The sequence below is a fragment of the Mesoplasma chauliocola genome (genome assembly GCF_002290085.1).
Lineage (GTDB): Bacteria > Bacillota_I > Bacilli_A > Mycoplasmatales > Mycoplasmataceae > Mesoplasma > Mesoplasma chauliocola.
In genome coordinates, this window is record NZ_CP023173.1 from 160,515 (window position 1) to 174,863 (window position 14,349).

17 protein-coding genes are annotated in these 14,349 nt (G+C 30.5%); 16 read left to right on the plus strand and 1 reads right to left on the minus strand.

Annotated features, from left to right (window positions below):
• The first annotated feature begins 61 nt into the window (after nt 1-61).
• Entirely contained in the window at nt 62-466 is a 405-nt protein-coding gene (locus tag CK556_RS00660) for an organic hydroperoxide resistance protein (RefSeq protein ID WP_027875743.1), read from the plus strand.
• A gap of 171 nt (nt 467-637) precedes the next feature.
• Nucleotides 638-4,543 carry a BspA family leucine-rich repeat surface protein gene (locus tag CK556_RS00665; RefSeq protein WP_095761504.1) on the plus strand — a complete coding sequence of 1,302 codons (3,906 nt, stop codon included), beginning with the start codon at nt 638-640 and terminating at the stop codon, nt 4,541-4,543.
• Between the two features lie 27 nt (nt 4,544-4,570).
• On the opposite strand, the gene CK556_RS00670 is transcribed toward CK556_RS00665, so the two are convergent.
• Complete coding sequence (locus CK556_RS00670) at nt 4,571-5,875, minus strand: thymidine phosphorylase (protein ID WP_027875741.1); 1,305 nt, start codon at nt 5,873-5,875, stop codon at nt 4,571-4,573.
• A 107-nt stretch (nt 5,876-5,982) separates the two neighbouring features.
• Here CK556_RS00670 and CK556_RS00675 point away from each other — a divergent pair, with 107 nt between their 5' ends.
• The 14 genes from CK556_RS00675 to rplN all read left to right on the plus strand — a co-directional run bounded on the left by CK556_RS00675 (nt 5,983) and on the right by rplN (nt 14,349).
• A complete protein-coding gene (locus CK556_RS00675; RefSeq protein ID WP_027875740.1) occupies nt 5,983-7,668 on the plus strand; it encodes a phospho-sugar mutase in 1,686 nt (561 codons plus the stop codon).
• A gap of 8 nt (nt 7,669-7,676) precedes the next feature.
• The gene (deoC, locus tag CK556_RS00680) at nt 7,677-8,339 is read left to right on the plus strand and encodes a deoxyribose-phosphate aldolase (protein WP_027875739.1); all 663 of its coding nucleotides are present in this window, start codon (nt 7,677-7,679) and stop codon (nt 8,337-8,339) included.
• 236 nt (nt 8,340-8,575) lie between these two features.
• Nucleotides 8,576-8,884: a 30S ribosomal protein S10 gene (rpsJ, locus tag CK556_RS00685; RefSeq protein ID WP_027875738.1), complete on the plus strand. Its 309-nt coding sequence runs from the start codon at nt 8,576-8,578 to the stop codon at nt 8,882-8,884.
• A gap of 65 nt (nt 8,885-8,949) precedes the next feature.
• Nucleotides 8,950-9,666, plus strand: a complete 717-nt coding sequence (gene rplC, locus CK556_RS00690) for a 50S ribosomal protein L3 (protein WP_027875737.1) — start codon at nt 8,950-8,952, stop codon at nt 9,664-9,666.
• 13 nt (nt 9,667-9,679) lie between these two features.
• Nucleotides 9,680-10,306, plus strand: coding sequence for a 50S ribosomal protein L4 (gene rplD / locus CK556_RS00695; protein ID WP_027875736.1), 627 nt, complete (start codon nt 9,680-9,682; stop codon nt 10,304-10,306).
• The gene (gene rplW / locus CK556_RS00700) at nt 10,306-10,590 is read left to right on the plus strand and encodes a 50S ribosomal protein L23 (RefSeq protein ID WP_027875735.1); all 285 of its coding nucleotides are present in this window, start codon (nt 10,306-10,308) and stop codon (nt 10,588-10,590) included. The genes rplD and rplW overlap by 1 nt, the downstream gene beginning before the upstream one ends.
• Before the next feature lie 66 nt (nt 10,591-10,656).
• On the plus strand, nt 10,657-11,502 hold the full coding sequence (rplB, locus tag CK556_RS00705; protein ID WP_027875734.1) for a 50S ribosomal protein L2: 846 nt from the start codon (nt 10,657-10,659) through the stop codon (nt 11,500-11,502).
• Between the two features lie 18 nt (nt 11,503-11,520).
• Nucleotides 11,521-11,784 (plus strand): 30S ribosomal protein S19, encoded by a 264-nt coding sequence (gene rpsS / locus CK556_RS00710; RefSeq protein ID WP_011183024.1) that lies wholly within the window; start codon nt 11,521-11,523, stop codon nt 11,782-11,784.
• Nucleotides 11,785-11,802: 18 nt separating this feature from the next.
• The gene (gene rplV / locus CK556_RS00715; protein ID WP_027875733.1) at nt 11,803-12,141 is read left to right on the plus strand and encodes a 50S ribosomal protein L22; all 339 of its coding nucleotides are present in this window, start codon (nt 11,803-11,805) and stop codon (nt 12,139-12,141) included.
• A 17-nt stretch (nt 12,142-12,158) separates the two neighbouring features.
• Entirely contained in the window at nt 12,159-12,884 is a 726-nt protein-coding gene (gene rpsC, locus CK556_RS00720; protein ID WP_027875732.1) for a 30S ribosomal protein S3, read from the plus strand.
• A complete protein-coding gene (gene rplP, locus CK556_RS00725) occupies nt 12,884-13,297 on the plus strand; it encodes a 50S ribosomal protein L16 (protein ID WP_027875731.1) in 414 nt (137 codons plus the stop codon). The genes rpsC and rplP overlap by 1 nt, the downstream gene beginning before the upstream one ends.
• The gene (rpmC, locus tag CK556_RS04085; RefSeq protein ID WP_027875730.1) at nt 13,297-13,710 is read left to right on the plus strand and encodes a 50S ribosomal protein L29; all 414 of its coding nucleotides are present in this window, start codon (nt 13,297-13,299) and stop codon (nt 13,708-13,710) included. The genes rplP and rpmC overlap by 1 nt, the downstream gene beginning before the upstream one ends.
• Nucleotides 13,707-13,967, plus strand: coding sequence for a 30S ribosomal protein S17 (rpsQ, locus tag CK556_RS00735; protein WP_169728221.1), 261 nt, complete (start codon nt 13,707-13,709; stop codon nt 13,965-13,967). The genes rpmC and rpsQ overlap by 4 nt, the downstream gene beginning before the upstream one ends.
• Before the next feature lie 13 nt (nt 13,968-13,980).
• On the plus strand, nt 13,981-14,349 hold the full coding sequence (gene rplN / locus CK556_RS00740) for a 50S ribosomal protein L14 (protein WP_027875728.1): 369 nt from the start codon (nt 13,981-13,983) through the stop codon (nt 14,347-14,349).

Genomic DNA, 14,349 nt, shown 5'->3' on the forward strand with positions numbered 1-14,349 from the left:
TGTCTTTGCTATTAGACTAAATAAGAATATAATTATCTTATAAGAAATAAAGGAGAATTTTATGAGTAAAATTTACGAAGCAGAGATGAAGAATATTGGAGGAAGAACTGGAGAAGTCATTTCCCCTGATCAAAAATTTCATTTAAAAGTTTCGACTCCAACTTCAAATATTGAAGGGACAACAAATCCAGAACAATTATTTGCAGCAGGTTATAGCTCATGTTTTAATGGAGCTTTACAAGCTGTAATGTCTAAAAATAAAACAATATTTCCAACAAATGTAACTGCGAAGGTTGCATTACATCATAATGGAGAACTTAACTTTAATTTATCTGTTGAAATTATTGTTGAAATTGAAGGCGCTGAAATTGAAGTTGCTAAAAAATTAATTCACGAAGCAGACTTGGTTTGCCCTTATTCAAAAGCTTTAAGAAATAATGTTGAAGTGAAAATATCTTTAAAATAAATTAGAATTTAATATTTTTAAAGAAGAGCACAAGTTTGTGTTCTTTTTTAATGTAATTGTTTATGTGTATATTTGAAAAACCCTAATAATATGAAGTTTTGTACATTTTTTTAAAAGTTGATAATATAAAGTTAAAATCACTTTATTTAAGGCGATTTTGGAAAGGCGTATATGAAAAAACTATTAGCAATTTTAAGTGCTATAAGTTTAACAACAATGAGTGGATGCATGTTGGTTGCTTGTGGCAATGGGGAGATTGATGAAAAAAAGTCAATAAATGAGAAAGAATTAGAAAAAAGATTAAGGGAAGCTGTTTCAGAAGACATGACAGAGTCAGAGGCAATTAAAGCACTAGAGTCAGTTACGATAATAGGCGTAACTAAACTTGAAGCATCAATTGTTGAAAAAAATACAAAAAGTTTTAACTCTGTAACTTTTAATGTAAGCGTTTCAATAGATGAAGGATATACAATTTCCAAAACAGATTTTTTAATTATAGGAGAACGAATTGGACAAAAAGATGAAATCGATTATGATGGATTTAATTTTGAGTTAGAACAAGCTATTTCAAAAGACATGAGCGAGCAAGAAGCAATTAATGCGTTAGAAGCAGTTAATAAACCTGATGGTGTAAAAACCATTAAAGCAGTTAAAAACACAAAAGCATTTGAAGAAATGATTTTTATCGTAGATATAACAATAAATGAAAAAGATTTTTTTATTAAAAGTAATGAATTTGAAATTGTTGCTCCAAGAATTGGAGAGAAAGATTCTATTGATGAAGTTTTATTGCAAGCAGAATTAGAAAAAGCTGTGGCAAGTGATATGACAGAGTCAGAAGCAATTGAAGCGTTAGAAGCTGTAACATTTACTGGTGTAACTAAGGTTGAGGCATCAGTAAGTACAAATTTAACAAGAGGTTTTGAAGAAAATATATTTGATGTTAAGATCTCAATTGATGAGGAAAATTATACAATCTCAAACAATACATTTCTGGTTTGTGCAAGCAGAATTGGTCAAAAAGATGAAATTGATTATGAAGGATTTAAAACTACACTAACTAATTCAGTGTCATTTGAAATGAAAGAAAGCGAAGCAATTGCAGCTCTACAAAATATTGAAAAACCTGATGGTATAGAAACAATAAAGGCAACTAGAAAAGAAACTAAAGCTTTTGAAGAAATGATTTTTATTGTAGACATAACAATAAATGAAAATGATTATTTTATTATAAGTACTCAATTTGAAATTGTTGCTCCAAGAATTGGTGACAAAGAATCTATTGATGAGATTTTATTGCAGTCAATGTTAGAAGAAGCTGTTTCAGGTGATATGACAGAGTCAGAAGCAATTTTGTCTTTAGAATCTGTAAGTTTAACTGGTGTAACTAGGTTTGAGGCATCGGTTAGTTCAATTTCAACAAGAGCATTTAATGAAAAGAAATTTGAAGTTAAAGTTTTTATTGACGAAATAAATTATAAAATTTCAAAAAACACATTCATAGTTACCGGAAACAGAATTGGACAAAAAGATGAAATCGATTATGATGGATTTAAGTTTGAGTTAGAAAAAGCTGTTTCAAAAGACATGAGCGAGCAAGAAGCAATTAATGCGTTAGAAGCAGTTAATAAACCTGATGGTGTAAAAACCATTAAAGCAGTTAAAAACACAAAAGCATTTGAAGAAATGATTTTTATTGTAGATATAACAATAAATGAAAAAGACTTTTTTATTAAAAGTAATGAATTTGAAATTGTTGCTCCAAGAATTGGAGAGAAAGATTCTATTGATGAAGTTTTATTGCAAGCAGAATTAGAAAAAGCTGTGGCAAATGATATGACAGAGTCAGAAGCAATTGAAGCGTTAGAAGCTGTAACATTTACTGGTGTAACTAAGCTTGAAGCTTATGTTAATTTTGGTGCCTCAAGAGCATTTGAAGAAACGAAATTTAATGTTAAAGTTTCTATTGATAATGAAAATTATGAAATATCAAAAAATCTATTTTTAATTACAGGAAATAGAATTGGGCAAAAAGATGAAATTGATTATGATGGGCTTAAACAAGTTTTGACTAATTCAGTTGCAAGTGATATGACAGAGTTAGAAGCAATTCAAGCATTAGAATCAGTTGAGAAACCTAATGGTGTAAAATCAATAAAGGCAGAAAAAAAGTTAGCTAAAGCTTTTGAAAAAGAAATTTTTATCGTTAATATTTCAATAGATGAAGAAAACTATTATATAACAAGTAAGGTTTTTGAAATTGTTGCTCCAAGAATTGGAGAGAAAGATTCTATTGATGAAGTTTTATTGCAAGCAGAATTAGAAAAAGCTGTGGCAAGTGATATGACAGAGTCAGAAGCAATTGAAGCCTTAGAAGCTGTAATATTTACAGGTGTAACTAGGCTTGAAGCTTCTGTTAATTCGCCAGATATAAAAGTATTTGAAGAAACGAAATTTAATGTTAAAGTTTTCATTGATGAAGCAAATTATGAAATTTCAAAAAATACATTTGTAGTTAGTGGACAAAGAATTGGTCAAAAAGATGAAATTGATTATGATAACTTTAAGCAAGTTTTAAATAATGCAGTAACATCAGATATGACAGAGTTGGAAGCAATTGAAGCATTAGAATCAGTTGAGAAACCTGATGGTGTAGAATCAGTTGAAGTTAATAAGAAATCATCAAGAGCATTTGAAGAAATTGCTTTTATTATTCAAATAACTATTGATGAAGAAAACTATTATATAACAAGTAAGGTTTTTGAAATTGTTGCTCCAAGAATTGGAGAAAAGGACCCAATCGATGAAGATGACTTGCAAATAGTTTTAGATGAAACTGTTTCAGTTGATATGACAGAGTCAGAAGCAATTAATGCTTTAGAAAGTGTTCCATATCATGGTCTAACATCAATTAAAGCAACAATTAGTGAAATCGAAACAGATAGTTTCGAAACAAAATATTTTGATGTGCAAGTAGTAATTGATGAAGAAAACCATACAATTACAAAAACAGACTTTATAGTTTTTGCTCCAAGAATTGGTGAAACAGACATCTTACATAAAGACGATGTTCAAAAACTTTTAACTAACAAAATTAATAAAGAATTAACTGAAGACGAGGCAATTGAAATTCTTGAAAATTTAAATATTGATGGATTGGATATTATAACTGTACAAAAACAACAAAAGTCAAAAATTTATCATAAACAAACTTTTATTGTTACAACAAAATTACATGATGATCACCATTGAGATGATCCTGATTTTAATGGAGAATTCTTGATAACTTCAGAAAAAATTGTTTTAATGGACGAAATTGATACTTCAAAAATTTATTCTTTATATGATAAACTTTTAAATTTAGAGTTTTTTGTTAGTAGTAAAGAAAAACTAATTGATTTAGCAAAGTCAATAGCCGCAGTAAATTTAACTGAAAGACAATATAATTCTTTAGACTTCACACTTGTTGAAAATCAAGAAAATGTAAAAATAACTTTAAAAGTTAAGGATGAATATAAAAACCGCTTTTCACTTAAAGGCGGGAATAAAGAAATTGAATTTAATAAATTTAAAATAAGTGAAAATAATAAAAATCAAAGTATGATTACTGAAAATGCATCTGGAAATTTAAATGTTACTAATCCTAATGATAAGGTAAATGATAAAGATATTATAGTTTATCAAATAGGAGCACAAACTGCTAAAGATGAAGTTACAGCAATAAAGTTCCCAACAGATGTCAACAAAGTCACAAGATTTTTACCTAAGGAAATAACATCGCTTGCTAAGCTGTTTCATCAATCAAGAAAATTTGAAGGTGATCACAACATTGCAAAATGAGATACTTCAAATATTATTAATATGAGTTTCACATTTGCTTATGCAATTAACTTTAATATTGATTTAAGCAAATGAAATGTAAGTAATGTTATTGATATGACATCAATGTTTCAAAGCGCTGAAATATATAATCATGATTTAAGTAAATGAAATGTTAAAAACGTTAAATATTATGAAAATTTTTCTACAGGTACTCATAAGTGGGAACCAAGTAAAAAACCAATTTTTAATAAATAAAAATAGAGTTGTTGATTCTCTATTTTTTTATCTAATTATTTTAATTATATTTTCAATTTTATTTAAATTATTTGATATTGTATAACTGCTTTGAGCTTTATTTATTCATTCTTCATTAATATTGTAATTAGTATAAAGTGTCATTACAGTGTCACCTATTTTTACAGTGTCACCTATTTTTTTATTTAAATAAATACCCGCAGCAAAATCTATTTCATCTTCTTTTGTTTTTCTTCCAGCACCTAGCTCCATTGATAATAAACCAATTATTTCTGCATCTTGAATTGTAATAAATCCATTAGAGTTAGCCTTAATTTCAATTTTGTGCTTTGTAGTAAAGTTGTTATTATAATTTTCAATCAAACTAAAATCACCATGCTGGGCTTCAATAAACTGTTTTAAATAATGAGCACATTCTTTTGTTTCAAGTTTTTTATAACAATCTTTAATTGCTTCTTGAAGATTATCAAATATTCCTAAGTCGGTTAGTGTTAGTCCAGCAGCTGTACAAACAACTTCTTTTAAATCATCAGGACCATTATTGTTTAAAGTATCTCAGGCTTCTTTAACTTCAATTGCGTTTCCAATGGCTTTACCTAGTGGTTTTTGCATATCAGTTAGTAAAATAGAAACCTTTCTTTTATATCCATGTCCTATTTGGATCATTTCATTTGCTAATTGTTCTGCAACACTAATGTCTTTCATGAAAGCACCAGCACCAACTTTAACGTCAAGAATTAAACTATCACTATCAATAACTAACTTTTTACTCATAATAGAAGCAGCAATTAAAGGAATAGAATCAACTGTTCCAGTTACATCTCTTAGTGCATACATTTTTTTATCAGCAGGAACAATGTCATTTGATTGTCCAGTAATACTCATTCCAACTTTATTAATTGTGTCGATAAATTCCTCTTTTGTTAATTCACTAGTTCAACCCTTACAAGATTCTAATTTATCTATTGTTCCTCCAGTGACTCCAAGCCCTCTACCAGAAAGCTTACAAACCTTAACTCCATAGCTTGCAACAAGTGGACTATAAACTAAACTAGTTTTATCTCCAACCCCACCAGTTGAGTGCTTATCTGCTTTTAGCCCTTTTACATTGCTAACATCATAAACATAACCAGATTCAACATATGATTGAGTTAGCGCAAGAGTTTCTGCCTTAGTCATTCCATTAAAGTAAATGGCCATTGCAAATGCAGACATTTGATAATCAGTAACTTGATTATTTACATAACTGTTAATCAATCATTTAATTTCTTCACTTGTTAGCTCTATTTTATGTTTCTTTTTTTCAATTATTTCGCTAAAACTATATTTCATTTATGCTCCTTTATTAGGGTCAATTAAAATAATGTATAAACCCATTAATGTTATAAATATATTTTATATTATAATAATAAATAGAATACTAAAATAAGGAGCTAAAAATGGTTTTTAATAAAAGCAATAAAATTTATTCTGAGTGAATTAGTACAAAAAGTTTAGATAATGAATTAAAACAATTACTTGCAAGTGCAAGTGATGAAGAGTTACATTCGGCATTTGAAGGAATTGAACTAGAATTTGGAACTGCAGGAATTAGAGGAGTTCTTGGTGCTGGACCTGGACGTTTTAATATATATACTGTTAAAAAAGTAACAATAGCTTTTGCAGAGTTATTAAAACAAAATTATCCAAGCAGATTAAATGATGGTGTTGTTGTTGGACATGACAATCGTCATAATTCAAAAGCTTTTGCGCAATGTGTCGCAGAAGTCCTAACAAGTTTTGGAATTAAAGCATACTTATTTAAGGAAAATGAAATGATGCCAACACCAGTTGTTTCATATGCAACAAAAGCTTTAAATTGCATTGGTGGTATAGTAATAACTGCTTCACATAATCCATCAGAATATAATGGTTATAAAATATATGATCCATTTGGATGTCAACTACAAGATGAGCAAACAGCAATAATTGCAAAAAGAATGGATGAAATTTCAGATATTTTAAATTGAGAATATACAGTAAACACAGACTTAATAAAAATTGTTAGTCAGGATGTAATTAACAATTATGTTGAAATGATTAAGAGTTTGGAGTTTTATAAAAACGAACAAGAATCAAAAAAAGATTTAAAAATTGTTTTTAGTGCAGTTAATGGAACAGGAACTAAGTTTACACCTCAAATATTACGTGAATCTGGGTATGATGTAATAGAAGTGGCTGAACATGCTTTTGAAGATGAAACTTTTAAAAATGTTGTTAATCCAAATCCTGAATTTGATCCAGCTTGAAAAATTCCATTAGAGTATGGAAATAAATATGATGCAGACATTATAATCATGAATGACCCTGATGCTGATCGTTTTGGTATGGCAATTAAACATAACAAAGAATTTATAAGACTAGATGGAAACCAAACAGGACCAATTTTAATTGATTGAAAATTAGCAAATTTAAAGCGCCTAAATAGAATGCCTAAAAACCCAGCATTGTATTCAAGTTTTGTAACAAGCGATTTAGGAGATAGAATTGCTAAAGAAAAATATAGTGTAAATATTGTCAAAACATTAACAGGTTTCAAATGAATGGGTAGAGAAATTGCAAAAGAAGTTGAAAATGGATTAAACTTTGTTTTTGCTTATGAAGAAAGTTATGGTTATGTTATTGATGACTCAGCAAGAGATAAGGATGGAATCCAGGCTTCTATTTTGATAGCAGAAGCAGCTTGATATTATAAAAAGAAAAATAAAACTCTTGTTGATTATTTAGAAGATTTATTTAAAGAAATGGGAGCTTATTATACTTATACATTAAATCTAAACTTTAGACCAGAAGAAAAGAAATTAAAAATTGAACCATTAATGAAATCTTTAAGAGCTAATCCAATTAGTGAAATTGCAGCTCTTAAAGTTATAAAAGTTGAAGATTACATTGATGGAATGCACAATATGCCTGGACAAGATCTACTGAAATTTTATTTAGAAGATAAATCTTGATTTGCAGTGCGACCAAGTGGAACAGAACCTAAATTAAAAATTTATTTTATTGGTGTGGGTGAAAATGTGAAAGAAGCACAAATTAAAGTTGAAGAGATTATTAAAGAGCTTAAAGCCAAAATGAATATATAGGAGAGCAAATGAAGTTAAATAAATATATAGATCATACTCTATTAAAACAAGATGCAACAAAAATTGAAATTGAAAAATTATGTAAGGAAGCTCTAAAGTTTGATTTTGCAACAGTATGTGTTAATTCTTACTGAACTAGTTTTTGTAAAGAATTATTAAAAGGGAGCAATGTTGGAATTACCAATGTTGTTGGTTTTCCATTGGGAGCATGCACAACTGCAACAAAAGCTTTTGAAGTTGAACAAGCAATTAAAGATGGAGCTGACGAAATTGATATGGTTTTAAATATTGGAGCATTAAAAGATAAGAATTATGAATTAGTATTAGAAGATATGAAAGCTGTTAAAAAATCTGCAGGTGATCATGTTGTAAAATGCATTATGGAAAATTGTCTATTAACAAAAGAAGAAATCATTAAAGCATGTGAGTTAGCTGTTCAAGCTGGATTGGAATTTGTTAAAACGTCAACAGGATTTTCAAAGTCAGGTGCTACTTTTGATGATGTAAAATTAATGAAATCAGTTGTCAAAGATAAAGCACTAGTTAAAGCAGCTGGTGGAGTTAGAACTTTTGAAGATGCTAAAAAAATGATTGAAGCTGGTGCAGACCGTTTGGGAACAAGTGGTGGCGTAGCAATTATAAATGGTGAAGAAAACAACGCGAGTTATTAAAAACAAGCGTTTTTTTATTTATTTTAAAGATAATTAATTTAATAGTTATAGTTAAAGCAAAATGCGTAATAAATGTTGTTTATTTATGGATTTTAGATTAATTAGGGAATTTTGTTTGACTTTATATAGGTCATAGAATATAATATTTTAGCATGTGTATTTTGTGTGCTCATTTACAACACACCGGTAGGGGTTGTTGATGAATGAAAAATATTTATTAAAAAATGGAGGTTACAATGGCAGAACAAAAAATGAGAATAAAATTAAAAGGCTATGATCACGCAATTATTGATCAAAGCATTTCAAAAATTATTGAAGCTGCTGAAGGAACTGGGGCAAAAGTCAGAGGACCAATCCCACTACCAACAGATAAACAAGTGATTACCATCTTAAGAGCTGTTCACAAGTACAAAGACTCACGTGAACAATTCGAAATGAGAACACACAAAAGATTATTAGAGATTTTAAATCCAACACCAACAACAATGGACGTTTTAAAAAGAGTTCAATTACCAAGTGGTGTAGACATCGAAATCAAATTATAAAAAATACAAAAACACAAAATTTAAGTAACGAAATATACATGATTATCAATTAGGAGGATAAAAAGATGAAAGGAATCTTAGGACGTAAGGTTGAAATGACTCAAGTTTTCACACAAAGTGGAAAATTAGTACCAGTTACTGTAGTTGAAGTTCAACCAAACACTATCTTACAAGTTAAAACTCTTGACTCAAACGGTTATGTTGCTACTCAATTAGGAGTATTCGACAAAAGAGAAAACTTAGTAAACAAACCTGAATTAGGACAATTTAAAAAAGCTAACTCAGTTCCTAAGCGCTTCGTAAAAGAGATCAGAAACATGGAAGGGTTTGAAGTTGGAACAACAATTTCAGCATCAGACATTTTCGAAACTGGTCAATACGTTGACGTTACAGGAATTTCAAAAGGAAAAGGATTTGCAGGTGCAATCAAAAGACATAACTACTCAAGAGGACCAATGGCTCATGGGTCAGGATACCACCGTGGTATAGGTTCAATGGGAGCTATTATTAACCGTATCTTCAAATCTAAAAAAATGGCAGGTCACATGGGACATGTTAAACGTACAGTTCAAAACTTAGAAGTAATTGCAATCGATAACAACATTATGTTAGTTAAAGGTTCAATTCCAGGACCAAACAAAGGTTTTGTAACAATTAAATCTAATGTTAAAGGTCTAGCAAACACACAAGCAGCAGAATTATTAGTAAGAAACGCACCAGTAGCTACTGAAGCTCCAGTTGAAGCACCAGTAGTTGAAGAAGCAGTTTCAACAGAAGAGTAATAAGGAGAAAATCATGGAATTAAAAGTATTAAATGTCCAAGGACAAGAAGTTAAAACAATTTCACTAAACGATAGTGTTTGAAATGTGACTCCACATCAACAAGCTATTTATGATACTGTTATTGCTCAACAAGCTGCATTAAGACAAGGAACTAAAAAAACTAAAACTCGTGCTGAAGTACGTGGTGGTGGTAAAAAACCTTGAAGACAAAAAGGAACTGGACGTGCACGTCAAGGATCAATTAGAGCACCACACTGAAGAGGTGGAGGGGTTACTTTTGGTCCAACACCTGATATTAACTATAAAAAATCAGTAAACAAAAAAGTTAGAGCATTAGCATTTAAATCAGCATTATCAATTAAAGCTAATGAACAAAATCTTGTAATCGTTGATAAATTCGATTTCGCTAAACCATCAACAAAAGAAATGATTAGCGTAATGAAAAATTTACAAATTGATGATCAAAAAACATTAATCATTACTAAACAAAATGAAGAGTTCGTAATTAAATCTTCAAATAACATTAAAGGGGTAAAAACTTTACCAACTATTAAATTAAACTTATTTGACATTTTAAACGCAACTAAATTAGTTATGACTGAAGAAGCTGCAATGGCAGTTGAGGGGGTATACGCATAATGCATTTAACAGAAGTAATTAAAAAACCTGTGTTAACTGAAAAATCATTTTTAGGTCACGCAAACGGTGTATATACTTTCTTAGTTGACAGAAAAGCTAATAAAGTTCAAATTAAAAAAACATTCGAAGAAATCTTTGAAGTTAAAGTTGAATCAGTAAGAACAATGAACTACGACGGAAAAGAAAAAAGAATGGGAAGATTTGTTGGAAAAACAAACAACTATAAAAAAGCAATCATCACTTTAAAAGATGGTGAAACATTAGACATTTTAAGCGATTTATAGAAAAAACCTAGCCCATAGGCGAAACTATTATAAATCAAACAAATTTAAGCTATAGAAAGGGATATTATGGCAATCAAAAAATATAAACCTACGACAAATGGTCGTAGAAATATGACTACTATTGATTACAAGGCTACTTTAACAACAAGTACTCCTGAAAAATCATTATTAGCAGCTAAAAATGCCAAAGCCGGACGTAACAACCGTGGTTTAATTACTACTCGTCACAAAGGCGGAGGTCATAAACAAAAATACAGAATTATTGACTTTAAACGTAATAAAAGAGATGTTGTTGGAACAATCGCTACAATAGAGTATGATCCAAATAGAAACGCATTTATTTGTTTAATTAATTACTTAGATGGAGAAAAACGTTACATCTTATTTGCAAAAGGAATGAAAGTTGGAATGAAAATTGTAGCTTCTGAAAATGCAGATATTAAAATTGGAAACGCCGCTCCATTAAAAAACATTCCTGAAGGGACTTTAGTTCACAACGTTGAATTAAAACCTGGAAAAGGTGGACAAATGGCTAGAAGTGCTGGAACATCAGTACAAATCTTAGGGAAAGATGATGATGGTAAATATGTAACTTTACGTTTAACATCTGGAGAAGTAAGAAAAGTTCTAGCTGATTGTTATGCAACAATTGGGGAAGTTGGAAACGAAGAATACAACTTAGTTAATTGAGGAAAAGCTGGACGTAACCGTTGAAGAGGTATTCGTCCAACAGTTCGTGGATCAGTTATGAACCCGAACGATCACCCACATGGGGGAGGGGAAGGACGTACTCCAATTGGACGTAAAAACCCTGTTACTCCATGAGGTAAAACAGCTCTTGGTGTAAAAACAAGAAATACTAAAAAACCATCTGAAAAACTTATCGTAAGAAAGCGTAATGCTAAGAAATAGGGAAGGAGAATAGAAGACATGGCAAGATCATTAAAAAAAGGACCATTTGTAGACGAAAACTTATTTAAAAAAGCTGAAGTTGCAAAAGATGGAGAAGTTATAAAAACTTGATCACGTAGATCAACTATTTTCCCTGAATTCATCGGTAAAACTTTCGGAGTATACAATGGTAAAGAATTTATTCCCGTGTATGTAACAGAAGATATGGTTGGACACAAATTAGGTGAATTTGCTCCAACTCGTAAATTCGGTGGACACGGAGACGACAAAGGTAAAAAATAGAAGAGGTAGGATGACAATATGGAAGCAAAAGCTTATTTAAATATGATTCGTATCTCTCCTAGAAAAGTTAGATTAGTAGCAGATACAATCAGAAACAAACCAGTTGCAACAGCAATTGCAACATTATACAACTTAGATAAAAGATCAGCTGAGCCAGTATTAAAATTATTAAACTCAGCAATCGCAAACGCAGTTAACAACAATGGAATGGACGCAGATAAATTATTTGTTAAGTCAATTTTTGTTAATGAAGGACCAACTTTAAAACGTTTTAGACCAAGAGCTCATGGTAGAGCGTATGAAATTTTAAAAAGAACATCACATATAACAATTATTGTTAGTGATGAAAGAAAATAGGAAGGGCGAGATAGAATATGGGACAAAAAGTATCACCTAATGTTTTACGTTTAGGAATCGTTAGAGACTGAGAAGACACTTGATATGCTGAAAAAGATCAATACGTTAAATGATTAGATCAAGATATCAAAATCCGTGAAGGAGTTCTTAAATTATTAAAAGATGCAGCAGTATCAAAAATTAAAATTGAAAGAACAACTTCAAATATTACTTTAATAATCAGAACTGCTCGTCCAGCTATCGTGCTTGGTCAAGAAGGAAAAAACGTAACTAATATCGCAAAAGCAGTTCAAAAAATTGCTAAAGATAGAAATTTAAAAGTTGAAGTTAAAGTAATTGAAATTAAAAATGCAGATGCAGATGCAACATTAGTTGCAAGATGAATTGGTGAACAAATTACAAATCGTGCTTCATTTAGAACAGTTCAAAAATTAGCTATTAGAAAAGCTTTAAAAGCAGGGGTTAAAGGAATTAAAACTTCTGTTAGTGGACGTTTAGGTGGAGTTGAAATGGCTCGTACAGAAGGATACATCGAAGGATCAGTACCTCTGTCAACATTAAGAGCAGACATTGATTATGCTTTATATGAAGCTCCAACTACATATGGACAAATTGGTGTTAAAGTTTGAATTAATCATGGTGAGGTAATCGGAGGTCAAAGCCAAAGAGTATCTGAAAAAGCACCAATGAATAATGACAGAAGATTCAACAATAAAAACAACAACAGAGGGGGACGTAAATAATGTTATTACCAAAAAGAACAAAGTATCGTAAACCTCATAAAGTTAGTTTTAAAGGAAAAGCAAAAGGAGCTAAAACAATTAATTTTGGTGACTATGGATTAATGTCTTTAGATGGAGCATGAATCGATAACCGTCAAATTGAAGCAGCTCGTATTGCTATGACACGTTATATGAGACGTGATGGAAAAGTTTGAATGAGAATTTTCCCACACATTTCAATGTCAAAAAAACCAGCTGAAGTTCGTATGGGATCTGGAAAAGGGAACCCAGAAAAATGAGTAGCAGTTGTAAAAGAAGGAACAGTTATGTTTGAAATTGCTGGAGTTAGTGAAGAAACTGCTAGAGAAGCTTTGCGTTTAGCAATGCACAAATTACCAGTTCGTTGCAAATTCGTTAAAAGAGGTGAAGAATAATGGCAAATAAATTAATGGAAGAAATTAGAGCGCTTTCAGTAGAACAACTATTAGAAAGAAACGAAGCTAAAAAAGCTGAGTTATTCGCATTAAAATTCCAAGCTGCTGTTGGAAGTTTAGAACAAACACACCGTATAAAAGAAATTAAAAAAGAAATTGCAAGAATTCAATTAGTTATAGCTGAAAAAGCTAAAGCTGGTGAAGAAGTAAACAAAACTGTTAAAGCGAATTACAGTCAAGCTGTAGTTGAAGCTGAAAAAGTCGGAAAAGAAGTAAGAGCAAAACAACGTAAAATGATCGAAGAATTACAAGCACAATATGAAGGTGCTGGTAATGATGACGCTATCGCAGAAGCTATGGCTAATGCAGTAGTTGAAGAACAAAATGATGTAAACGAAGGAGAAACTAAATAATGGAAAGAAATAGTAGAAGAATACTAGTTGGTAAAGTTGTATCTGACAAAATGGATAAAACAGTTACTGTATTAGTTGAAACTTACAAAAACCACCCAATTTATAAAAAACGTGTTAAGTATTCTAAAAAATATAAAGCACATGACGAACAACAAGTTGCTAAGATAGGGGACAAAGTTCAAATTATGGAAACTCGTCCATTATCAAAAACAAAAAACTTCAGATTAGTAAAAGTAGTAGAAAAAGCTGTTTTATAGGAGATAAAGAATTATGATTCAAACATTATCAAAATTAAAAGTAGCAGATAACTCAGGTGCTAAAGAAGTTCGTGTTATTCGTAATTTAGGTGGATCAGTTAGAAAGTTTACAGGAATTGGAGACATCATCGTTTGTTCAGTTCAATCAGCAACTCCAGGTGGAGCTGTTAAAAAAGGTCAAGTTGTTAAAGCTGTTATTGTTAGAACTACAAGAGAATTAAAAAGAGAAGATGGAACATACATTCGTTTCTCAGAAAATGCTGTAGTAATTATTAAAGATGATAAATCACCACGTGGAACTCGTATTTTCGGTCCAATCGCACGTGAAATTAAAGAAGCTGGATTTGCAAAAATTGCATCTTTAGCTCCAGAAGTATTATAG